This window comes from Bacillus sp. DX4.1, assembly GCF_030348195.1.
Taxonomy (GTDB): Bacteria; Bacillota; Bacilli; order Bacillales; family Bacillaceae_G; genus Bacillus_A.
In genome coordinates this window covers 234,244-257,303 of record NZ_JAUCFT010000006.1, presented here as the reverse complement: position 1 = coordinate 257,303, position 23,060 = coordinate 234,244, and the positions used below count along the sequence as shown (strand labels likewise).

At 32.1% G+C, this 23,060-nt stretch carries 23 protein-coding genes and 7 pseudogenes; 16 read left to right on the top strand and 14 right to left on the bottom strand.

The genetic code is table 11. The annotated features are described in order from the left end of the window. Window positions 1–68 precede the first annotated feature (68 nt). The 5 genes from QUF99_RS01435 to QUF99_RS01415 all read right to left on the bottom strand — a co-directional run bounded on the left by QUF99_RS01435 (window position 69) and on the right by QUF99_RS01415 (window position 4,229). The gene (locus QUF99_RS01435; RefSeq protein WP_286125689.1) at window positions 69–260 is read right to left on the bottom strand and encodes a hypothetical protein; all 192 of its coding nucleotides are present in this window, start codon (window positions 258–260) and stop codon (window positions 69–71) included. Between the two features lie 503 nt (window positions 261–763). Then, window positions 764–1,189, bottom strand: coding sequence for a hypothetical protein (locus QUF99_RS01430; RefSeq protein ID WP_289368269.1), 426 nt, complete (start codon window positions 1,187–1,189; stop codon window positions 764–766). A 731-nt stretch (window positions 1,190–1,920) separates the two neighbouring features. After that, window positions 1,921–2,346 carry an ester cyclase gene (locus tag QUF99_RS01425; protein WP_289368267.1) on the bottom strand — a complete coding sequence of 142 codons (426 nt, stop codon included), beginning with the start codon at window positions 2,344–2,346 and terminating at the stop codon, window positions 1,921–1,923. A gap of 276 nt (window positions 2,347–2,622) precedes the next feature. Beyond that, window positions 2,623–3,789, bottom strand: coding sequence for a hypothetical protein (locus QUF99_RS01420; RefSeq protein ID WP_289368266.1), 1,167 nt, complete (start codon window positions 3,787–3,789; stop codon window positions 2,623–2,625). A gap of 359 nt (window positions 3,790–4,148) precedes the next feature. After that, window positions 4,149–4,229, bottom strand: coding sequence for an AsnC family protein (locus QUF99_RS01415; protein WP_289368379.1), 81 nt, complete (start codon window positions 4,227–4,229; stop codon window positions 4,149–4,151). Window positions 4,230–4,377: 148 nt separating this feature from the next. Between QUF99_RS01415 and QUF99_RS01410 the strand changes: the two genes are divergently transcribed. Further along, complete coding sequence (locus QUF99_RS01410) at window positions 4,378–4,578, top strand: DUF1272 domain-containing protein (RefSeq protein WP_286125492.1); 201 nt, start codon at window positions 4,378–4,380, stop codon at window positions 4,576–4,578. 184 nt (window positions 4,579–4,762) lie between these two features. Continuing rightward, window positions 4,763–5,470 carry an IS6 family transposase gene (locus tag QUF99_RS01405; RefSeq protein ID WP_289368265.1) on the top strand — a complete coding sequence of 236 codons (708 nt, stop codon included), beginning with the start codon at window positions 4,763–4,765 and terminating at the stop codon, window positions 5,468–5,470. A gap of 381 nt (window positions 5,471–5,851) precedes the next feature. Here the strand turns inward: QUF99_RS01405 and QUF99_RS01400 are convergent, their stop codons facing one another. Beyond that, window positions 5,852–6,604, bottom strand: a complete 753-nt coding sequence (locus QUF99_RS01400) for a DUF4362 domain-containing protein (RefSeq protein ID WP_289368264.1) — start codon at window positions 6,602–6,604, stop codon at window positions 5,852–5,854. A gap of 653 nt (window positions 6,605–7,257) precedes the next feature. Here QUF99_RS01400 and QUF99_RS01395 point away from each other — a divergent pair. Further along, complete coding sequence (locus QUF99_RS01395) at window positions 7,258–7,677, top strand: PH domain-containing protein (RefSeq protein ID WP_289368262.1); 420 nt, start codon at window positions 7,258–7,260, stop codon at window positions 7,675–7,677. A gap of 329 nt (window positions 7,678–8,006) precedes the next feature. Here the strand turns inward: QUF99_RS01395 and QUF99_RS01390 are convergent, their stop codons facing one another. Then, complete coding sequence (locus tag QUF99_RS01390; protein WP_286117228.1) at window positions 8,007–8,351, bottom strand: hypothetical protein; 345 nt, start codon at window positions 8,349–8,351, stop codon at window positions 8,007–8,009. 194 nt (window positions 8,352–8,545) lie between these two features. Between QUF99_RS01390 and QUF99_RS01385 the strand changes: the two are divergent. After that, window positions 8,546–8,650 (top strand): annotated as a pseudogene (locus QUF99_RS01385) (tyrosine-type recombinase/integrase); the annotation flags it as partial. 114 nt (window positions 8,651–8,764) lie between these two features. Here QUF99_RS01385 and QUF99_RS01380 read toward each other — a convergent pair. The 4 genes and pseudogenes from QUF99_RS01380 to QUF99_RS01365 all read right to left on the bottom strand — a co-directional run. Further along, on the bottom strand, window positions 8,765–8,956 hold the full coding sequence (locus tag QUF99_RS01380) for a hypothetical protein (RefSeq protein WP_289368260.1): 192 nt from the start codon (window positions 8,954–8,956) through the stop codon (window positions 8,765–8,767). Between the two features lie 62 nt (window positions 8,957–9,018). Next, window positions 9,019–9,186 (bottom strand): annotated as a pseudogene (locus QUF99_RS01375) (DUF4083 domain-containing protein); the annotation flags it as partial. Window positions 9,187–9,353: 167 nt separating this feature from the next. After that, window positions 9,354–9,818, bottom strand: coding sequence for a CDI toxin immunity protein (locus QUF99_RS01370; RefSeq protein ID WP_289368259.1), 465 nt, complete (start codon window positions 9,816–9,818; stop codon window positions 9,354–9,356). Then, window positions 9,811–10,146, bottom strand: a pseudogene (locus QUF99_RS01365) (hypothetical protein); the annotation flags it as partial. The pseudogene QUF99_RS01365 and the gene QUF99_RS01370, both read right to left, overlap by 8 nt. 114 nt (window positions 10,147–10,260) lie before the next feature. Between QUF99_RS01365 and QUF99_RS28405 the strand changes: the two are divergent. The 4 genes and pseudogenes from QUF99_RS28405 to QUF99_RS01350 form a co-directional block, all read left to right on the top strand. Then, window positions 10,261–10,479: pseudogene (locus tag QUF99_RS28405) on the top strand (hypothetical protein); the annotation flags it as partial. A gap of 39 nt (window positions 10,480–10,518) precedes the next feature. Then, on the top strand, window positions 10,519–11,946 hold the full coding sequence (locus QUF99_RS01360; protein ID WP_289368258.1) for a VanZ family protein: 1,428 nt from the start codon (window positions 10,519–10,521) through the stop codon (window positions 11,944–11,946). Between the two features lie 775 nt (window positions 11,947–12,721). Further along, entirely contained in the window at window positions 12,722–12,910 is a 189-nt protein-coding gene (locus QUF99_RS01355; protein ID WP_003202969.1) for a hypothetical protein, read from the top strand. A gap of 69 nt (window positions 12,911–12,979) precedes the next feature. Further along, a pseudogene (locus QUF99_RS01350) lies at window positions 12,980–13,303 on the top strand (IS66 family transposase); the annotation flags it as partial. A gap of 201 nt (window positions 13,304–13,504) precedes the next feature. Here QUF99_RS01350 and QUF99_RS01345 read toward each other — a convergent pair. Together QUF99_RS01345 and QUF99_RS01340 are read right to left on the bottom strand one after the other, a co-directional pair. Next, window positions 13,505–14,301, bottom strand: a pseudogene (locus QUF99_RS01345) (VOC family protein). A gap of 474 nt (window positions 14,302–14,775) precedes the next feature. Beyond that, window positions 14,776–15,240 carry a plasmid pRiA4b ORF-3 family protein gene (locus QUF99_RS01340; RefSeq protein ID WP_289368256.1) on the bottom strand — a complete coding sequence of 155 codons (465 nt, stop codon included), beginning with the start codon at window positions 15,238–15,240 and terminating at the stop codon, window positions 14,776–14,778. Between the two features lie 309 nt (window positions 15,241–15,549). Here QUF99_RS01340 and QUF99_RS01335 point away from each other — a divergent pair. The 8 genes and pseudogenes from QUF99_RS01335 to QUF99_RS01300 form a co-directional block, all read left to right on the top strand. Beyond that, window positions 15,550–15,720 (top strand): annotated as a pseudogene (locus QUF99_RS01335) (HNH/ENDO VII family nuclease); the annotation flags it as partial. A gap of 22 nt (window positions 15,721–15,742) precedes the next feature. After that, complete coding sequence (locus QUF99_RS01330) at window positions 15,743–16,180, top strand: SMI1/KNR4 family protein (RefSeq protein WP_289368254.1); 438 nt, start codon at window positions 15,743–15,745, stop codon at window positions 16,178–16,180. Between the two features lie 89 nt (window positions 16,181–16,269). Beyond that, window positions 16,270–16,722 carry an SMI1/KNR4 family protein gene (locus QUF99_RS01325; protein WP_289368251.1) on the top strand — a complete coding sequence of 151 codons (453 nt, stop codon included), beginning with the start codon at window positions 16,270–16,272 and terminating at the stop codon, window positions 16,720–16,722. A gap of 147 nt (window positions 16,723–16,869) precedes the next feature. Further along, complete coding sequence (locus QUF99_RS01320; protein ID WP_289368250.1) at window positions 16,870–17,187, top strand: transposase; 318 nt, start codon at window positions 16,870–16,872, stop codon at window positions 17,185–17,187. A gap of 11 nt (window positions 17,188–17,198) precedes the next feature. Next, the gene (locus QUF99_RS01315) at window positions 17,199–18,098 is read left to right on the top strand and encodes an IS3 family transposase (protein ID WP_289368378.1); all 900 of its coding nucleotides are present in this window, start codon (window positions 17,199–17,201) and stop codon (window positions 18,096–18,098) included. Between the two features lie 395 nt (window positions 18,099–18,493). Further along, a complete protein-coding gene (locus QUF99_RS01310; RefSeq protein ID WP_289368248.1) occupies window positions 18,494–19,078 on the top strand; it encodes a hypothetical protein in 585 nt (194 codons plus the stop codon). A gap of 85 nt (window positions 19,079–19,163) precedes the next feature. After that, a complete protein-coding gene (locus QUF99_RS01305; protein ID WP_289368246.1) occupies window positions 19,164–19,493 on the top strand; it encodes a hypothetical protein in 330 nt (109 codons plus the stop codon). A 53-nt stretch (window positions 19,494–19,546) separates the two neighbouring features. Further along, window positions 19,547–19,933: a hypothetical protein gene (locus QUF99_RS01300; protein WP_289368245.1), complete on the top strand. Its 387-nt coding sequence runs from the start codon at window positions 19,547–19,549 to the stop codon at window positions 19,931–19,933. A 1,248-nt stretch (window positions 19,934–21,181) separates the two neighbouring features. Here QUF99_RS01300 and QUF99_RS01295 read toward each other — a convergent pair. Further along, a complete protein-coding gene (locus QUF99_RS01295; RefSeq protein WP_289368014.1) occupies window positions 21,182–22,822 on the bottom strand; it encodes a family 14 glycosylhydrolase in 1,641 nt (546 codons plus the stop codon). Window positions 22,823–23,060 lie beyond the last annotated feature (238 nt).

Sequence of the window (23,060 nt, the reverse complement as noted above, 5' to 3'; positions counted from 1 at the left end):
CTTCGTTTTGGGGAACTACCAATTTCTTAGCTTGATGGCGATGTTGCCGTGCCCCATTTATCCTCACATTATTTATTTCTTTGTTTCCATACCCCATTCTCTTTACGATAAGTGTTCTTGCCATTCATAAAGTCAGCTGTATTGCCAGGAATGCTATATTTCTTATTCTTTTTCTTAGTCTCCTTCTTCAACCGCTTCTCTTCTTGAACAGTTTGTAAATCCGCCTTCCATTGCTTTAACAAAACCTTTTCTCTTCGCATCGAATTTATACCCCTTAGTTTAAATTACCCACCAAAGGTAAAAATTCTATTTTTTAACACAAATATCCTTTTATTTGAATATTAAATGTTTCCGTATCCCTCTTCAATAGACCAAGACAATATTAATATTTTAGGAAGGAGTACCGCCCACATTTTCACGAAAATATACGCTAAGCAAATTCGACATAAAAAAACGTTGAATTTAATACTCTAAGCGATATCACTAATCTCAAAAACGATCGTTTTTGAGATACTAGTTTACAACAATTCATAAATGATTCAAAAGGTCTATGTATTTTTGAAATACTTTAAAATGTTATCTCGAACTTTTTGACACATTGTTTTTCATAGAAATCCCCCCCTTCAAAAGGTGTACCTTTTGAAGGGGGGGATTTCTTGGGTTCTGTTGCAAAGTTTTTGAAACAAAGTTACACTCTAGAAAAAATGAACTGGAGCATGAAAAATGAGGAGTTTTTTTACTTTTTACATAAATTTAAATTTCTTCATGTTCTTAGTTTATCCACTTCATCAGTGGTTACAGGACATTCATCTATAATCCAGCGAAGAATATCAGATGTTTCACCAAAATCTTTTTTGATTGTATTTAAGATTGTATCTTTTGTTAAGCAGTGGTGTAAAAATTGTGCACGTTCTGTAGCTTTATCCGAATAACTTAGATCAAAAAAATTAAACGTATCAGCTTCGTCGGAATCAATGGCCCAAATACCTAATCTATCTTCTATACACAATGGCACGGTAAAAAAGGCCTCTTCGAAATTATCTTGCCATTTTTTCTTAAACATACCGTCAATACGAATCAAGTAATTATAGCTTGAATACCTTTCGGTAATTTTGACAACAGAAACATTATGCACAATTATTTTTGTTTTGTTATCCATCTCAACTGTTTCTTGAATATGAATTTTCATAGATACAATCACCCTCTCTTTACTTCTAATATAACTGGGTAGAATTGTATACACAATTATTTTTATATTGTGTATACGCGTTATAAAAAATCCTATGATGGATAAACAAGAAAAGAGCCAACCCAATAAGGGGTGGCTCTTTTTACTTCACATATACATAGGCTTCGCTTGCTGTTACATAGTATGTTTTTCCGGTTCTGGTGCAAAGATTGCATTTATTTGAAAGAGGTATATAGATTCCTAATGGAATCTATTCTTATGCTTTTCATTTAACAATAGACAGAGAATCTATCCCTTCAAAGTATAGATTTGTAACAAGTAATGATTTTGAAATTAATGAAGAATTTGGATTTGAACTTTTTGATTCTAGTTCTAAACAAATTAGGGGTTCAGCCGAGATACGTGTAAAACTAGGTCATAAGGATACATTATTTACCAATAGATGTTTTGCAGTGCTATTTGTAACATAAACGTTCGTTTTTGTTACGTGTAGCTTTAAAATAAAGTTTAATCGAAATAATGCCATTAACCTTAATAAACGAACAAAAGAAAAGAGCGTATTTTAAAAAAGATCGATCAAAACATGCTCTTCTTGTGTTAATTTGAATGATTCTTTTAGAAAAAAGTTTAATCGTTTTGTACCCCTTATTCAACAGAAGCACTCCGCTTAACAAGATTTTGTTAACAAGTTTTGTTTAGTGCTTTATTTTTCTATTACTCTTAAAAATTAACTACTGAATATTTTTATTGAACTCTAATTGATTTTGAATTCCTGACCTATCAATTTGAATCCAATACTCTGAAATTTTCCCATCTTCTATTCTATACACCGCACTTGCCATTTGAATTATTGGGAGTCCTGTAGGTTGATATCCATCGATTTCTCCTAGGTGTGTACCTACTTGTTTCCAACGTACATATACTTTACTTCCTTGTACTAAAAATTCTTGAATTTCTAAAGAAAAATTACCATATACTTCAATCATCTCTCTTACATGTTCAGCATAATCTTTAGGCGTTCTGCAAACTGTTTGTTCTTCTTCAGATACAATTTGATGTGCCAATACTTTTTCTGCCATTAATTGATTTGAATAGTCAGGATTATTCCCTGAACGTACTTCTTCAAAAAATTTTCTAACAATTTGTTCTGGCGTCATTTAAAAACCCCCTTATTAATAAATCCAATACTAATCATATCACAGGTTATTTTAATCTAACTATTAAAGTAAACTGCTCCGTGTGTACAATAAAAAACAAAGCCCCTTCTTTATTAAGATATTTCGGTTCATCTTTTTTAGAAACGTCGCAACTTTATTCAAAACATCGCGTCTTTTTTTAAAACATCGTGACTTTATTTCAAATCCACACCTACAAGAGGAGTTAGATGCTCTAATACATCTGCTTCCCATCTGTAATTATTTATAATACTCACCCTAACATTTCTTTACAAAATATTCCCTATAAAATTCCCTTAGCATGTAACCTGTATATTCCCTAATATCCATTAAATTTATATGTGCTCCCATTTTACAGCCATGTTCACTATCTTTATCAAGCATTGGGAATGAGTGTGAAGAAAGACTATCCTCAGATAGCATCTCTCCTCTATGCAGATATTTTGACCTTTTATCATAATACTCAATAAAAGCCTTTGCTACATCTGCATTCAGGTATTTTTCAGCTAAGCCCCTTACCCTTTTAGAAATCTGATATTTAGGCTGACTACACTCTTTACATTTCTCCTCCTGAAACCCAATTAAGGTAGTAACCTCTAAAGCAGACAGGTATAAGATTGTTGCTATTTCAGTCAATTGGTCATCATGCTTTCTTGCAGTATGGTAGTGGGAACAAGCCTTTAAGAATAAAGCTAAATCCTTATCTAATTTATCAGTGTTAGCTATATAGTCCACAAACCTTTGACCTATCTCTGAAATGACGATATATCCATTCCTAACAAATGGCTGATATGTAAAGGAATCATTTATAGAGACTGGTACTTGATACACTTCATTAGGTGATATTTCTGCAAGTTTTTGACCTGTATAATATTTATAATCTCTCTCAAAAGGGGCATTTGTTTCTACTGATAAAAAGTCCATTATCTGCTTTAACTTAGGAAAAAACTTACTATTCACTTGACTTTTACCATGAGCATATATAGGGAAAGTAATATCGGTAAATCCATCTGCTGATACCTCTGTTGTGAAATTTTCACCTTTATAACTTGATAGAGAATAATGAGACTTAATACCTATCTTAACAAAGAATTTTTCATAAGCCCCTTTGTTTTTTCTTGCTTTTCTCACAGCTTTTCTAAGTCTTTGACCTAAAGGAGAGTCTGCCTCTAATTCTTGTCTATTGTCCACATCTTCAAAGAACAGATTAACAATTGAGCCATTGTGCTTGTATGTAATACCAACATTTAGAGATGTAATACCTATGTCCATGATGCCAAAATGAATTTTCTTTTCTTCTTTGTCTTTTCTAGGTGCATAATAACTACACTGACATTTCCCAAATTCATTTTCAAGCTCTGCCCATAGACTTCCCAAAAAATCATTAGACTGTTCTATATCCATAATTCCAATATCTAAAAGCATCTATCTCCATATCCTCCTTTACAGTAGCCCTATCCAAAGTATAGCATTTATGGTTCTGTTGCAAAGTTAGCTGAAATGTAAAAGGGGTATGTGAACGATTCAGGGAATGAGGTGCCACTCTGGAAATTAAATCCAAAATTAAGGGTTACACAATTGATTTTCATTAGAAAACCCAACATAACATCAATTATGTTGGGTTTCACATGACTGTCTTTCTATAATTTCATTAAAAATTAAACATAACTTACTTAAAAACTCATAACAAAAACTAAACATAATTTATAGAAGCTATAAAATCGCCTATAACAGACGTTGAAATTACATTTTTTTGAAGTGTGGCCCCTGAAATCCCGAATCGTTCACGTACCCCTCATAGATATACGTCCATTTTCTTGAAGAATATGTAAAATTTTTCGGTCAATATGGTCTATTCTAAACATCCCCTTTTTATTTAAAGCAAAACGCTTATAATGAATAAATTTTTTAAGTCTTTTGGATGAAATAGCTAATAATTTGTATTTAAACAAAATTATATTATATTTATAATTTTATGTATATAATGAAAAAAATGTTATTGGAGGAATAAAAATGGGACTTGAGATGAGGAAATGTTGTGAGAAATGTAATAATAAGATTGAAGAGCAATCTTCGGCTTTTATTTGCACACATGAATGTACATTTTGTGAGGAGTGTACAAAATTAATGAATTATGTATGTCCTAATTGTCAAGGAGAACTTGTTAAAAGACCTAGACCCCTATCTAGTAGTGTCTGCTCTCTTAACATATAACAATACTACTTATTAGGTTCGTAACGAAATAGGTTCAAAAGATAAAAGGGGGCGATATTATGATTATTAGAATGAAGAAAGATATGGAGAAAAGGTTCTGGTGCAAAAACTATAAGGCTCATGTAACGAATCTTCGAAACTTGGACATACTGATACTAGTACTTTAAAAAAGGACGTGATTAGTATGGAAAAGCAAAACTTATTCAAGTGGAAACACTATCAGCCTGAACTAATCTTATTAACAGTAAGATGGTACCTGCGGTACAATTTAAGCTTTCGTAACCTGGTGGAAATGATGGAAGAACGAGGAGTATCAATCGCTCACACAACCATTATGCGTTGGGTTCATCAATATGGGCCTCAATTAGAAGAGAAAGTACGATATCATCTTAAATCAACAAATGACTCATGGAGAGTTGATGAAACCTATATCAAAGTAAAAGGTCAATGGATGTATTTATATCGTGCTGTAGATTCCGAAGGGAACACCATTGATTTTTTTCTTAGTAAATCAAGAGATAAACAAGCAGCCAAGCGCTTTTTCAAGAAAGCCTTGGCTTTTTCGTATATTTCTAAACCTCGCGTGATAACAGTAGATAAGAACCCCGCTTATCCTGTAGCAATTCGAGCGTTGAAAGAAGAAAAGCATATGCCTGAAGGCATAGAGCTAAGGCAAGTTAGATATCTCAATAACATAGTGGAACAAGATCATCGTTTTATTAAGAAACGTGTTCATTCTATGTTAGGGTTCAAGTCTTTTGGCACAGCTACATCCATTCTTGCAGGAGTGGAAGCTATGCATATGATTAAAAAAGAACAGATTGATTTACGGGATCAGTCTGTCCAAAACCAGAAAGAATTCATCCATCGATTGTTTGAGCTTACAGCATAAAATAGAATTCCGCTAGAAATATATGAGCTATAGTCTCTTTTATTTTATCTTTGCACCAGAACCCATTTGAATATATTTTCCTTTTCCATACTGATCACACACCTTTTGTAGAGTAGTAATATCAGTATGTCCAAGTTTAAGAGATTTTTTGCACCAGAACCGAAAAAAGTATTAGACTTTTAAAAAATAGTTCTAGACTGAAAAGATGCTTTCTGTACCTGAAGGCGAATGTGTTGGACGAGATGACTGACGGAGTTGGAAGGACAGCAGCGTATAAGAAGAAAACCGCCTGTGAGGGCGGTCAATTTTTTACGTAGTAATGGAGCTCATGAAACCATCTAAAAAATGCATCTTAACGAGGAGCATTAAAATATGTCATTTTTAATTTAACACTTCTATTATGTTATCTACATATATTTTATTGATTTCATGTCCATGGTTTGTTTGTTCTGAATCCATAATTATTCCTTGTGATTTCTCTTTGTCGATCCACAAATAGTATGTTTGAGTTGTTCCACTTAAAAAGTGAACATTTACTTTAAAATTTGACTTTTGTGTATTAGATATATTAGGAGGGGAATCAAAGTTAGTAGTTTCGATAGCGTTCACGAATGCTCCAACATCTAGTTGCTGTACGAATATGTATTTTTTATCCCCCTCAACTTCAATAAATTCAATAGATTTATTTTTTATGGAGTTTACTCCTTCACCGTCCTTCGCTGTGTAATGAAGTATAATACCATCCTCTGACTGAGAACAATCTCTTAGCATATATGCAAGACCATGAGTTTCTTGTGGAGTAACCAGCTTATTGCATACATCTTTGCTGTAGTTAGAATTGTATTTATCAGTAAAAGTGAATTTTTCGTCTTTATAAGTTACAGTGTTTAGCGCTGGTACTTTTGCTTCATAGTCATATAAATAATTTTTAATTTTTATTTCGTCATTTTTCTTATCTTTTACATTTTGAGAAAATGTTTCAAATCGTTCTAGGTTTCTAGACTTTTCTTTAGGTATGTGTATAACAATCTCATTTTTGTTCGCTACAGTGGATGATTCCTCACTGTTATTACCACATGCAGTTAAAGAAGCGAGTGATAAGCATAATGCTCCAACAATTAATGTTTTCTTCAAATTGAGTTCCTCCCTAAAATATATTATAAATTTAATTATAGCAATGATCGACTATATTTCCCTAATAATACTTAGCGCTTCGAATAGGTTCAGTTTAGAGCGCATATCTCTAATCATGTGATGAAATCGACCCTATTCTTTTAGAAGCTGTGTTGTTAAATCGATAGCTAGTATCAATAAAGGTCAGTCTAATACATTTTTTTAATGGAACAGGAAAATGAGCTGTCAATTATGGTAACACAACTAAATAATAACTTTATAATATCGCTTCAAAAACGATTATTTTTGGGACAATCGAATATCAAGCGATTTCCGCCAATTTATTATCGAAAAACTTTCCCAAAACTCATCTCAAAAACTCTGTCGCTGATACCTACGTTTATGAATCATAATAAATTGGAATAAAATAACTTAATCACCAAATGTTATAGATAAATATGGTAAAATAAGCATAGAGCAACAGCTCAAAAAGTAAAATGGTGATTCAAGTTGAAAAAGTACTCATTTAGGTGCTTTTTTCTCTGTCTTACATACACAAAAGGGGATTGCATCTTGAATATTAGTTTACATTTTAAATATATTGATAATAATATACGAATTTATAGATATTATAGCCATTTTTCCCTATACTTACTATAAAGGGGTGAACATGAATGCAATTTAAGATTAAACAAAATCCTATTCATATGATGATATTTCTATTAACTATTTTCATTTTTATTGCTATGCTTTTCATACAAGGTGCTAATAATATTTACCTAAGTTGTATGATTTTGTTAAACATAATCAATTTTTTATTTATTTACAGATCCACTTATAAAATTACTGACAAATCATTAATTATCAAATATTATTTTACAAATACTGAAATACCTTTTGAAGATATCCAGCATATCAAATACCATGGAAAATCATTGAATTCAAAAAATTGGTCAAGACAACGATTAGAAATTATGTATGGATTATTTAATACTTTAACAGTATGTGTACCAAAAAAAGAAGAAGAATTCATTAATTTATTAACAAATAAATGCCCTAACATAAAAATAATAGACAAACCCATTAATCGATAAAAATAATGGCCTGTCTATTATTTTTTATATTAAATCTAGAAAATCACCAATGTAAACTTTTATATATTTGTTTACATTCAAATCCCCTAAAACATTAACTTTATCCCAATCCTCTTGATATCCTCAAAATCAGCAAGAAAAGTATACATTCAAAACAATATAAATAAAGAGGTACAGAAACCCATGGATAAAAATTTTATTTTAAATAAAATCAATTTATGAATATATGTAATTTAAATTATTAAAAGTAGTTAATATAAAAAACTCTGATTTTAAAAAGATCAGAGTTTTTTTAAATGATATGGTGATCCCTTATATAATAAAAAAAATTATGATAATTGCGCACTAACATTAATAATAATTACAACACCTAAAACTAGAATAATCCAAGTCCAATACTTATTTGGAATGAAAAATAATGAAGATTTATCTTTTATTTGAACTCTTTCTCCGGTTTTTTCATCGACGAATGTTCGTACACTATCAGATATAAACTTTTTAGTGAAAAAATAATTAATCATCGCTATAGATATAGTCGAAAATATTCCTTGCAAAATAAATCCAGGTTTATCTTCCGTGTTCACTTGCAAAAAACTAAAAAGGATTGCATTTATCATAAACCCTAAAATAAATGCTAAGGCTACTAACATTCCTTTACCTCTCCAAATAATCATTACAATGACTCCTTTCAATTTTTAAATAATGGGACATACATATTACATTATATTACATTGTGTTAATTTATGGAGTATTAATCTATTTTAATGCTCTTTCAATCCGTTCTTTTGTATACTCAGTCAAAAATAGCTTTGAAACCTTGTATTGCTCCTCAAAAATTCAATTTATTCCTTTATATTGGTGGGACCCCATGTTGCAAGAAATACTCAATCATAGTACACCACAAATCACACTTAAACATATCGAAATCAATAAAGAAGAGAAAAACAATATACTTGATACATTTCAAATCTAACAGGGTACCGCCAGCATTTTAGAAAAAAAACACGCTAAGCAAAAAAAACAACTAGTTTCCCCTCAAGAGATGCTAGTTGACGTAAAATTCGAAAGCGGAAGTTATTTATGTCTATTAAACATCTTTAGTTTCTTGAGATTTTCTTCTTAAATTCATAAGTGCAGAAAATCCGAAACCAGCACAAACACCCATAGTGATTTTCCAGGATAAAGATTGATATGCTAATCCTGATTTAAAACCTATTGTAATTAGAATCAAACACATAATTAAAATTGACGTATATATGTAGATCCAATATCTGTTCATGCTATGTCCTCCTTATTCTCATTCATTATTTTACGTAGCAAACCCCTCCCATTCGGAGAGAGGGTCAATTTTTGTTTTTCTAACAGTTGAATAACTTTATCTAACTTTTGCTCAACTGGATTTTGTTTTTTGCGACTGCTAGTATATCGAAGTATACGTATAATCGCGCCAAACAGTGCACCGATGATTATTGCAATAATGATGTAATAAATAGTGGTTCCTAAAGGCATTATTCAGAACCTCCTTTTTCCTTATTATACCATTTGCGAGAAGTGATATGTTGTGTGATTTTGGTTGTATATTGTATTCATGTGGGGTTAACATAACACTACTTATCAGCAGTCAATGTATCTGGCAACCTAGAAAAGTCCCTTCAATTTTCTTTATATGTGAGCTGTTAAATGCGGTCTTTTCCAAAACCAATGATGATTTCACCTTCATGGTAAAATTCTATAACAAAATTATTTGGACAAAAAAGATAAGTGTCGCTACCAACCGCCGTTACATCGTCAATATTACGTAATACATCGTTTAAATTTGCATAGAGAACAGGAGCAGTTCCAGTACTCCATAGGATATAGACTTTACTTTCCAATGGGATAAGATGAAATATTTGATCCATTGAGTCAATGGCATGTTTAAGGGCAACCTTATTCCAATTGATTCGTCCCCACCATTCAAAAGGGTAAGAATCATTTAATAATTTGTATATTTCTGCTCCTCTTTCAGGAGATAATTCTTTAGTTTCAGCACCTAACACGCAGACACATTCTTCATATAAAGCACCATGAGTAGGTTTATGCTTTTTTCTATTTGCTTCAAGAAGTTCTAAGAGCCTTTGAGACCTGTTGTTTTTATTCATCTTTCAGCCCACCATAAGGTAAACAAAAATATATACTAAAATCTTTATAAATAGATAAAAATCCTTTTATTTCTTGACTAATATCTTCTAGATTCCCATATATATTATCTGCGGCTAAATTTATTTCCTCATTAAAATTATACAGCTGTTTATCTACATTATCGAACCCTTCACAGCAATTATTATGTACCATACTAAATATAAACGGTTGTATTTTTAATGCATTTTCTTCATTTACAATAAATTTCTCCCATAAAAGTCCCAGTATAATTTTCATCGGTAATTTTTCATCATATATTCCCTTTAGGTTTTTTAATTTAGATGTAATTGTTGGTTTGAAATAAAGTTTAACCGTTTTGAATAAAGATTAACTGTTTATAAAAAAGTTGCACCGTTTTACCCCTTTGGATAAGATTGTCTAAAGGGGTGTTTTTATGTCTAAAGAAGAAGAACATCTGAAGTTGAAAAGTGGCTTAAAGAAGGTCGCGGGACAGGAATCGGTGCAGACTATCAACCGTAGTTAAAGATACAAGACGTTTCCTCGTTAGGTCGGTCAACGAGGCTAAAAGGCATTAAAGCGAGAAGGCAGCATGAATTTTTATCGGATTTGGAACGAAACTACTTTATCTTTCCTTACTTTTCTCTCTTTACATGTAGCGTTTGAAAATCATCAGAAAAAATAGTTAGGAGAATCTCTACCTTGGGTATTACAGAAATTTTTAGCAATATTCGTGATTTAATGTTGCCAGTAATAATAATTATTGGAATCGAGTTCTTAATTATCGCACTATATTATTTCCTTTATTATAGAAAACAACAATCAGAACGAAAAAAACAGATTCACATAATGAAGCATATTCTTGGCGCAGTCTTCATCGGATATATTGTTTTTGTGTTTGAGCTAACTATTATTGGCCGTGGAACTTCCCATTACCTGCAGATGAACCTTCATCCGTTCAGTGGTTATGTTGACGCGTGGAAAAAATACTCTTTACGTGATCTCCAGAATTGTATCTTTAATATATTAATGTTTGTTCCACTGGGAATTTTGTTGCCTTTAATTATCCCTAAATTTAAAGAGTTTAAGTGGCTTCTTCTTGTAGTTGTAAGTACAACCGTATCTATTGAAACATATCAGACACTTTCAGGAGCAGGGATTTTTGAGCTTGATGATTTAATTAACAACTTACTTGGTGGTATTATTGGATACCAGTTATACAGACAAGGGGCTTCTATTGCTCATCACAAAAAAGTAAAAATGAAAAGTCTGATTGGAAACCTTGCAATACCTCTCTTGATGGGTTTGATTTTTATTGGTATGAATATTGTCTACGCCCAACAGGAGTTTGGTCATCTAGCAATAAACGCCTATACGAAATCGAATATGCCAGATGTACATTTATCAACTTCATTGGAATTAAATTCATTACCCACAGTTGCCCCAGTATATAAGAAAATCATTAATCATGATGGAGTTGAAGCCCTGCTGCAACAAAAATTAGGTTTATCAGAGTTGAATACACAGGTTTTTAATGGCGATCGTGAGATTCTATTGGAAGACAAAGCCGGGGCCCAATACACGTTGTTTATAAGTTCAGAGGGGCATTGGTCATTAACGCAGAACAATTATACGCCAGAGCAAACTTCATTGGCTGAGCAAGATCCAATGCTTGAAAAGGCGAAGGTAATTATGGGCGAATTTTCAATACCACTCCAATATGCTGAATTTTCTGTATTGGAGAGTGGAGAATTTGAATGGAGCCTTCCGGATAGTCCTAAATTAAACATTGATTATTGGAGTGGAGATATAGGTCTTGGTCTTAAACCAGATGGCAGTGTTTATTCGTTAACGTATAATCTTAATAAAAATCAATTTATACGGGACGTGAACATCTTGTCTACTGCAGAGGTGTATGAGCGAATAAAGAATGGAGAATTTCCCCAAATAAAATATAATGCACTGGTAAAGGAAGAAGAACTTATTATAAAAAAAGGCGACCATATTGATATTGAATTAATTGAGCTTTCGTATATGTATGACACGAAAGGTTTCTACCAGCCAGTATACAGAGTTTCTGGAAAGCTAAACGGAAATAATTGGTTCACTTTAATCCAAGCAAGGAAATAAATTATATAGGGTGTTTTTGCCCATCCCCTCGAAAAGGGGGAATAAGAAAAACGCATTGTAAAAAGTCCTCATAAATAAAGACTTTGGGTTACTTTTAAGAATACGTGTTTCAAAACATGTACAATTGTATTGACATATTTCAAATGTGTTTAAGTTGTATTTTTGAAATGAAAAAGTCTAGATTTTTAGCTGTGTCATAAAGTGTACTTTTTGACACAGAGTATAATTTTTTAATTAATTAAGCTAATTCCCCCTTTTCGGGGATTTGGGCAAAAACACCCAAATTTAGTTTTATAAAAAAGTTTAATCAAAACACATTTAGAATTCTTTAATTGAAAAAATAAAACATCGCGAGTTTCTTCAAAACATCGCATCTTTTTTAGAAACATCGTGACTTTATTTTAAATCCACATCAATCGATGCCCCAAGCGATTTTTAATAAAATTAAAGTGGTTCAAGTCGGAACACTCGAAAGGGTGCTTTTATTTTGAGAAATATAAAATACTGATTTAATTCACCTTTCTTAACAACAATATAGTTAAATATGGTAAAATAGTAATTGGATTGAAATACAATATACTTGGGGGCACAACCACATCACTATCAAGCTAAGACTGCATTAGGAAATTTTTAGGGGAGTTTTTTTGCTTTTTATAGGGGATCAGTGTAGATTATTTAAAAATTCGCATACGAAATAAACCCTAATTAATATAGGTATTACTACCATAATGGGTATTGTATGAAAAAAATATTTTATGAAAGCAAGTGAAGAAAAATGAATAATAAATTAATTCAACGTAAATGGGCATTAGTTGTAGCAATTTTGTTTACAATATCATCTATTATGCAGCTAGCAGGAGGAGATATTAAGGGCGGTCCTTATGGAAAGGGACAGTTATTGGCATATTTTTTAATCCCAATATTATTTTATGTTTTGGCATTTAAAAAGAAGAAAGAAAAATAACTTCAAGACAATCTGAACTAGTGATTTATAGTCGCTAGTTTTTTTTGGGAGGAATCATGTTTCTACTCTGTTGAAGCTTTTTTATTAGACGGTCGTTTAGAAATCGATAACAACAGAAGTGAACGTTCTATTAAACCATTTGTGATCGGGAGAAAAAATTGGATGTTCTCAAATACACCGAGAGGTGCTAGAGGAAGTGCCATCATGTATAATGTGGTTGAAACCGAAAAAGAGAACAATTTAAGTCCCTATCATTATCTTCTATATTTGTTTGAAACGCTCCCAAATATCGATTTAAACAATAAAGAGGAAATTGATAAAGTCTTACCGTGGTCAATGGATTTACCATCTAGTTGCAAAGTACCGAAAAAAAGTGAAGAAAACAAAAAGTAACTCTAAAATCAACCTTTGTTGTATATTTTGGAGTTACTTGACGTTTACCATCAAGCTTATATGAATTTACATCCCCACAACGATATTTTCATCGATTAAGTTTGTTTATGCTTATTTTTTGGTAGCAAAAAGACCACCCATAGATTAGCGGGTGGTCATGTTTTTCTTAAACTGTTTTATATTATTTGGCTTTCTATTTCTTTAAATCGAAAGTGGTAATTTTAATTTTTTGGGAATATCGACTTTGAAATTTTGGGTATGGCGTATCGAAAACGAATACCCTTCTCGTATAAATGATATTTCGTTAGTATTAGAATGAAATTGTACATTGCTTTGACGAAGATTACTTTGAATCTCTTGTAAAAAAGAGAGGTTTGTTGTTCCAAAGGAGACATGCATTTTAGGTGGTAATGCCCTCATACCAATAGGAATCCAGGGTCTTCCTTTACTAACAACCACAGCATGAGCGGTCCCTCCTATAACTAGATTAAATATATCTTGATCTTCTAACGTCCTCATCTGTAATGTTTGCTTTAGCCAATCACGAAACACCGGTACAGATTCAACAGGGAAACCTATTTCTCTTAGATATATAACTTGTAACTTTCCCACTGGATTTAGAATTCCCTCTTCAATATAATCATGTGATATGACTTCAAGTATATTTCCATCGCCATCTTTAAAATATAACGACCTACTTTGTTTAGTATTATGAATGATATAATCTCCATTTTTATCTTTTAAATTTGTATACCTGATTGAAGTAACCAAGGAACAATATTTTGAAAAATAGACATTGGAACTTGAAAAGCAAAATGGGCTGATGTGATTGGTTCTAACACCTCTCGAAAACTAATTGTTGTATAAGGGGTTATTTGGAATTGAACAAATGATTTAGTCTCACTTTTTATTGGAAAACATAGTATATCTCGATAGACCTGCTTTACCCCCTCTAAAGAAAGTGTCTGTAATTCTAGATCTGAAATATGTGTAATCATTGTAATGTACCTCCATGTCCGATATATCTATTTACTATTATATCGAAATTAAAATATGATAAATCTAACTGAGGTAGCAAATTCAAATAAAAATTCTACTACTTTTGTAGGGGGTATCTCGATTAAATTTAGATGAAATCATATTTAAATAATAAAAAAAACGCTATTCTTTTGGTGGGGTCACTATATCATTTCGGGAAAATTGTACGCTAAGGACTACAAATCCTTACCCTGACAGCGTTTTTTTAGATAAATACATGTTCAGAAAGATATAAACCAAAGATTAATTGAACATTGAATTGTTTACAAAATTTATGAACATGATTATAGCTAGAAAACGTTGATATTATTGAGTTTTATCCTCTGTTCATAAACATAAATTTTCTGGACATGAAAAAGGAACTGATTTTTTGAGTGTCAAAAAATCAGTTCCTTTTTCGAATTTACATAAACAAACTAGCATTCATTTATCACTTAATCACAATAGGATAATCCCTTATTAATTTCGTATATATCAAAGAAAGATGAATCAAAATCTAATAAATCCCATTCTGCGTAGATTTTGTGTTGTGGGTGTAAAGAATCTTTTATCGCTTCTAAAAATTCAATATACCCTGGAATGCCCCCAATATCCTCTAATGGTGCCGCATTTTCTCCTCCTATACATTTTATTTCATCAGAAGGTTGATCGAGTATATTTTCAACTTGAATCTGTAACAGCCAATGATCTCCAAAGTCATATACATACTGAAAAGCCTGATCCGTTTTTCCAATATGTTGGTGTAGCATGGTTTTATCTGCATGTAACATAGGAGACGAAGTAGTCATTGCCAATGTATGAAAGGAAATGCTTGGATCAGGTGGGGAGGAGATTACATATTTCCCCACAGTAAATTCAAATAAATGTTGGTGTTGCCACTGAAATAAGCATTGAATCACATCATGCAAATCATCAAAGAATAAATCTGTTGGTAGGATAACTCGTCTCCAAATAGGGAAAAGGGCATCCCACTAATTCCAAGTGCAATTGATAACATTTCATTTCGTGTTTCCTCCTATTTAAATGGATGGTATATGTCCTACATATCATTTTCTCTGAAATAGTAAGAAATATAAAGTACAAACCATAGAAGGAACGAAAAATCATGTTAGCGTACAAGGGGTAGTTGTATTTTCTTAGCTTGATAGCGATGTGGCGGGTCAGTATACGAATGTTTCCGTTTCCGTACCCCTACAACACAAGGAGAACCAGGATCAATGGTTGAAATACCAAAAAGTACACATCAAAAATACTCTAAACAATTACATGGTACAATTGAAAATGGAGACAGCTTTAGAAATGATGAGGTATTAGATGCCCAGTATGATCGCTTTAGAGATCATTACTGGAAAATGAGGGCTAGAGAATTTCAAAAATAAATATTATAAGGAGACTACAATCATGAAAGACATAATTTCCAGATTAACAAAACAATTTGAAGAACCTGGAGATTTTTTTGGTGGGATTGATGAGGAATTAATTTGCAAATATGAACAGCACTTAAATTGTAGATTTCCTGAGAGCTATCGTTGGTTCTTACATCAATATGGTGGTGGTGGAGTCTTAGGAATTGACATAACTGGTGGAAAAAGCTTAGAAACCTCAACACTAATTTCTAATACAAAATCATATCGTACCATGGGAATGCCTGAAGAATACGTAGTTATATATGATTTGGATGAATATGTATACTGCTTAGATACTGGGAATTTAATAGAGGGTGAATGCCCAGTTTTATCTTGGGACTTTGTAAGTAAAAGACCCTATGTTAAATACAATAATTTTTATGAATTCTTTTTAGATAGATTAGAAATAGCAATTGAAGATTATGAGGATTAACAATCCAAACATATTCGATAACTTTAAAAACCAATATGATATATTATGAATGGAAAGTGTGTGAAAAATTTTCGGAAGAAAGTGAAATAATGCAAGAACAAATTACAGAAATTATTAATACTTATCAAAAAGAAGATGATTTTCTAGGTGGAATAAATGATGATTTTATTCAAAATGCTGAAAAGCTATTGAAGGTAAAATTCCCAAAAAGCTATCGTTGGTTTTTAAATACATATGGTAGTGGAGGACTTGCTGGTATGGAGATTTATGGGTGTGAAGATACGTTTGAAGACTCCTCAGTTGTGTATCATACCAATATGTATAGAGAGCAGTATAATTTATCTTTAAATTATGTTGTGCTCAATGATATAGATGGTACAGTGACTTGCCTAGATGTAAATCAAATGAATAATAAGGAATGTCCAGTCATTTTATGGAGCCGTTTTACTAAAGAACTCTATAAAATCACCTATAATAATTTTTATAGCTACTTATTAGATTGTTTACAAGAGTCCGTGGATAATTTTTATGAAGAAGATTAATTAATTTTACTAAATATAGAACCCAACATAATATCAATTATGTTGGGATTTTTTCTAATATAACCTATTTAGCCCCCTAATGAATTTGGACACCTGTTAAGAGTGGTTTTATACTTAAGGTAGCCAAAAATGAAGGGGGGCTTTTTGATGCAAAGAAGAAAACATTCTGCAGAATTCAAACAACAGGTGGTACAAGAGGTGATTGATACCGGAAATAGAGCTTTAGTGGCAAGGCGTTATGAACTTAGTCCTAACCTTGTAAGCAAATGGGTGAAAGCTTTTCAAGAAAGCAGATCTTTAAATACTTCCAGTGTTCAAGAAGGAGTTTCCCCTTCAGAACTTAAACAACTAGAGGCAGAAAACGACCAGCTTAAAAAGTTATTAGGCGAAAAAGACCTAGAAATTTCTATTCTTCGTGACGTGCTAAAAAAGAAGAACCCTCACTTACTGAAACGCTTGAAGTAGCGGACGAGTGGATTGCGAAAGGCTATTCTGTGCGTAAAGTCTTAAAGATTTTAGGGGTTTCCCCTTCTACGTACTATTATCAGCGTAAAAGAGAAGAAAAATCTGTGAGTGAGGGGCGACCAATTCCAGGTTATTCATGTACTAGGAAAGGAAAAAAGATACCCGATGAGCAAATACAGGAATGGTTGATGGAGCTAATTTCCGGTGAAGCTGGTATCTATGGCTATCGAAAGTTATGTCTTCTCCTTCAAAAAATATATGAATTAAAGATTAACAAAAAGAAAGTGTATCGGTTGTGTAAAGAACTTGATATCTTACAACCGCAACGAGAAATAAAGCTTCGATATCCAAGGAAACTTTCGCGGAACAGAATCATCACGGGGGCTAATCAGCTTTGGGAAACAGATATCAAATACGGGTATATTGAAGGCGAAGAGCGTTTCTTTTTTATCCTGTCCCTTATCGATGTATATGATCGTTCCATTATTGATTATCATATTGGTTTACAGTGCACTGGCTGTGACGCTGGTCAGCTCGTTCAACGTGCTTTGTTTAAACGGCAACAGTTTGATGAAGGATCAAAGCCAGTTATTCGAACAGATAACGGCCCACAATTTATTTCATTAACATTTCAGAAGGCATGTGAAACATTCCAAATTGAGCACGAACGGATTCCACCGAGAACACCAAATATGAATGCCCATATCGAGTCATTTCATCGTTTACTAGAGTATGAATGTTTAAGAAGATTCGTGTTTGGATCTTATGCGGAAGCTTATGGTGAAGTAGCTAAGTACATGGATTTTTACAATAATCGTCGAATCCATTCCAGTATTTTAGACTTATCACCAAGCGATTTCTATCAACGCATTCAAAAAGAAAAGTTAAAAATTAACGAAGTGCGGGTTTGAGGTGAGAGAATTTTCTTACCTCAAATGAAATATTGAGTAATTCTATGAAATAACGAGTTAAGAGTAGTATGTGTCCAAAATTAGGGGGTTAATCCGGTATTTGTACTATTGCATCCTTCTTAGCTTTTGTGGATGTTAAACAAAAAATTAATAAGTATAATGTCGCACTGTGAAAAGGAATCTATAACGGTTCCTTTTTTCTATGCAAAATAAAAAAGCAGCGAATTGCGCCACCTCTAATTAATTACCACTTTGTATTGTTTGCTAATCAAATTCACTTTTTAATTTATGGAAATCAAATGACAACTATAGAAAAGACTCTAGAGTACATGGTTGAAAAGGCTGGGATGAAATCGTATCAAGCTAAGCCAAAAAAATAATAGGAAGTGATTATATTGAAATTTTATATAATGAGAGAAACTTACTCTAACTTTGCAGAACCTATAGAAGGTAATAATCGTTTTAATATAGAAGTTTGTGAAATATGTGGTGGTGTCTTAAGAGTAAAAACGCATCCTCTGCAGATCTATTTTCAAGGAAAGAGAATGGCCGATTTTTATACTATACCTCAATATACGTTTATCAATGATAATATACAGAAGGTATTACTAGAAAATTCAATAACAGGATTTTCACTTGAACCTATTGGTTTGCAGGAAGAAGTATTACCTTTTATGAAACTACCAATGGAGCATATGGAAACATTAAAAGAATTGGTTGTCCATGGTGATGGTGGTTATATATGCAATAGTGAAGGTAAACAGATTAAAAAATGTCAGTATTGTGGGAAAATCGCAGGGGATAGACGTTCTATAGAAGGATTAAGTGTCAATATAAAAGAATGGGACGGCTCAGATATATTTTTCTTTAGGAATTGGTTTGGGGTCATTATTGTAACGGAAAGAGTTAAGAAGATTATTGAGAAACATAAATTCAAAAATATTAGATTTATAGGTCTCGCAGATTTTAGATTTATTTAATAGCTTAATATTAACAACACTATCTAAATGTTTAGCTATGTAGATAGTGTTGTTTTATCACGTATTATGAAAAGGATGTTTTTTTATGAAAAGAAAAACTTTAATAGTATGGAGTACAGTATTTGTTATCACAATGTGCAGTATCTTCAAGTTAATCTCTGATAAAGATTTGAACTTGAGTAAAATGGATAAGGTGTATGCGGAATCAGGTAAAATTTCAACTGAAGAGCAAACGGCTGTGAAGAGTCAAAATTCAGAGCAAAAAAAGAACGATAGTGATAAACCAACTAAAGAGCAAGCGGTTGTAGAGGAACAAAAAAAGAACGATAGTGATAAACCAACTGAAGAGCAGGCGGTTGTAGAGGAACAAAAAAGAACGATAGTGATAAACCAACTAAAGAGCAAGCGGTTGTAGAGGAACAAAAGAAGAACGATAGCGATAAACTAAATGAAGAGCAAGCAGAAATTATGTTAGAGAAACAAGAGTATACACCTGAAGAAAAGAAAAACATAAAGAAATCAATAGAAGATTCGAATGAAAGGGCTGTACAAAATTTTTTATATCAACTTTATACTCAAAGTTCCTTTCTGCCAATGTCTTTTTCAGAAGATAATATAGGAAAAGACATAAATAAATTAAGCCAGCAAGAATTACAAGCATTATCTCAAAAAGTTTATACAACAATCTCAAAAGGTAAACTTATTACAAATGGAAAATTAGAGAATGTACAACGCAATGAAACTTATGATGTGTATGCTATAAAACTACAATTAAAAGAAGAAACAAAAATGTCAAAAGAATTGTGGGAGCTTAAAATTGATAAAAACGGAAAGATAATTAATAAAATTAATTAATTTTACAAAGAGACAATTATTACTAAGTAATTTTGCACGAATAAAACCCAACATAATATCAATTATGTTGGGTTTTGTATTGGTATATGGGATACGGAAACGATTCGTATACTGACCCGCCACATCTGTAAAAAATAGAATTTCTGTATTTTTCTTACTTTTTTTGAAGTGAAAATACTCTAATTGAACTGTTTTTAATGTGGTATCTATTGAAAATCTAAGACTATTCGTCCCAATTGAGTACACTCTATTGGGATGGCGGACTATTTATTGATTTTCCTAAGGTGAAAGTGCTTCAAATGACTTGTACCAAAGTTAAATTGGAAAATTTTTCAGATGTGGCGGGTTATTCCTTGAATCGTTGCCGTATGCCTTTTAGAGTCATACTATCAGTATGTCCAAGTTTAGGAGACTGCTTGCAGGAATCTTGGAGTTTTTGCACCAGAACCAAAAATGTTAATGCCGTAATTACATAAAGAAAAAGAATCCCTTATGATTTCTGGGATTCTTTTTCTTGTTTAAAGTTTGCTCACACAAATGATCTGCACATCAATTCATTCTTGATATACAGATCATTTGTATGATATTTTTTTACATATAATTGCAATTGCGGAATAATGAACTTACATTACTGCTTTTAAAAGCTCTCCTACTAATGGGATTATTGCACCTAAGAATGATAAAACTGCCATTGCGATTGCCATATTATTTCCTCCTCCTATTTTGTATAGTAAGATAATGAACTTACATTACTGCTTTTAAAAGCTCTGCTACGAACGGGATGATTCCACCTAAAAATTTTAAAACTGCCATTGCGATTGCCATATTATTTCCTCCTCTTATTTTGTATAGTAAGATGTTGTAAATCTTTATACCCTTATTATAGTCAGCGTTTACATATATATCAATAAATTTTAATATGCAATATTTCATATAACATAAGCTGGTTTTATTACTATAATCGAAAAGAGAAATTCTACAGCATTTTTCGATATACCGAAAAGCTAATGAGCATGAAAGTTTCAGTAGGTAAAAAGGGAAAAGAATGTTTATCATTCTTTTCCCTCTTTGTATTTTCATGCACCTCACAGGTTCTGTTGCAATATTCCCCATCTCTTTATGTCTTCGGAAACTTTGCAACAGAACTAGAAAGAGGAATGTGACATTTTTTAAGATTTATTTTTCCTTCAAAAACAAAAAAGATCCTTTATCACATATTAAAGGATCTTTTTTGTTTACATAATATAATTACCACCGACTTATATGAGAGGTAGTCTTCAGTGGGACTGGATTCCAACTTTGTGGTATGGTTTGCCATGATTTGACCGTTCCATCTTTACTTTTAATAAATGCTTTAAATTCTATATTTCTTTCAGCTGGCAACACAACATTTCCTCTCCAATCATTACTATGAGAATCATAATATAATTGAATTGGATACTGTTTCGTGTCCCAACTTCCTAATTCCGCACGATTCCCAGTAATATAAACAGTATCTCCTATTGTTGTAGGAGCATTTTTTACTACAATCGTTTGCATAACAGGAGTCACACCTAATAAATCCTTAAATTTCTCCATTAATGAATTGTTATACATTACATCTTGATAACGAAGTAACGTAAATCCAGCAAAATTATAATTAAAAGCCATTTCTGCAACTCTGTTATACTCTGCCTCATTTCCTAAACTTAAAGCATTTTCACCATTTAATACAATTCCCTTTTGATTAGCTAATGTTGCAATTTCTTGTACTAATGTTCTAGGCATTGAATATTCTGGATAACTACCTTTGTCTGTCATTTCTAGACAAGTAAATGTTACATCTAACTTTGCGCTTTTGAAAGCATCAAGTAAATGGCTATAATTATTATACCCTGCTGGCTTTTCTGCCCCGTGAGGTATAACCGGATTATTATATTGCCAATGTACTCCTGCAATCTTTGCGCCGATTGGTACTTGAAAACTTGGATCAAAGGCATCGTGTGCCAATTCACCAATTAATTTTGTATGACTTTCTAAAACACCTTGATACCATTCTAAATAATCTTTTCCATATGAAGAGTTATATCCATTCTTTAGAAACAGTTCCCCATCACTTGGTGGTAAAATTTCTGAAACAGAAGTAAGTTTTGTACTCCACTCTTTGTTCACTTCATTTAAGGAATCATATTTATTTAATACCCAGGAACGGAATTTTGATTTTGCAAATTCTGTATAGGCTTGAAACTTTCCACGTGATGGATAACTGCTTCCATCAGCAGATGTGTAGGAAGGATATCTCAGCTCTCCAGCTGGTCCCCCAGATAAGTATATCTTTGCGATTACATCTTTATACGGTTTCATAGCTACTGCGAATGCCGTATATAGTTCACCATATTCCTTTTGAATTACATCTGAAGCAAGTGGATTCAATGTTTCTTTATTAACGGTTCCGGTTTCAGATTTAAAGTAAAGACTATCATCATTTTTTTGATTCCAAACCCATGAAGGAATTGGTGTATTACAATCATCGCTAACATTTCCACCACACTGATGTGTAGAAATAATAGGTATCATTTTCATACCTGCATTTCTTACTGATTGAGCAAAACGCTGTGCGTATGAAAAATCAAATTGCTGATCCCCGTTCTTTTCCATATCTCCCCACCAAAAATCAACAGTAATAGCATAAAAACCATTTTGTTTTGCCCACCTTAAATCATTTTCAAATGTCTCCCAATTTGTTACTTCCGGAATCTTTTTTAATGGTGCCATTAAGTAAGCTTTGTAATCCGGATTCATTCCTTTTCCATTTACGGCTGCAAAACTTGCTTGTGGAATTAATAGAGATACAAATAACATCAAGACAGATAAAATGACAATACCATAATATTGAAACTGTTTTTTCATCCCTTTTCTCCTTTTCCCTTTTTTAAATTTATAAAACACTTATGTATCCGTTTTCATTATATACGAAAAACGCAATCGTTTGCATGAAAATATTGCATAATATTAAACTAAAATAAACAAGCTAGATTAATTAACTTGTTTATTTTAAAATTCGACTACAGATTATTCACTTTTACATAAAAATATCATTTCTCATTTTACGGTTCTGGTGCAAAAACTTTAATATACGTGTAAGTAA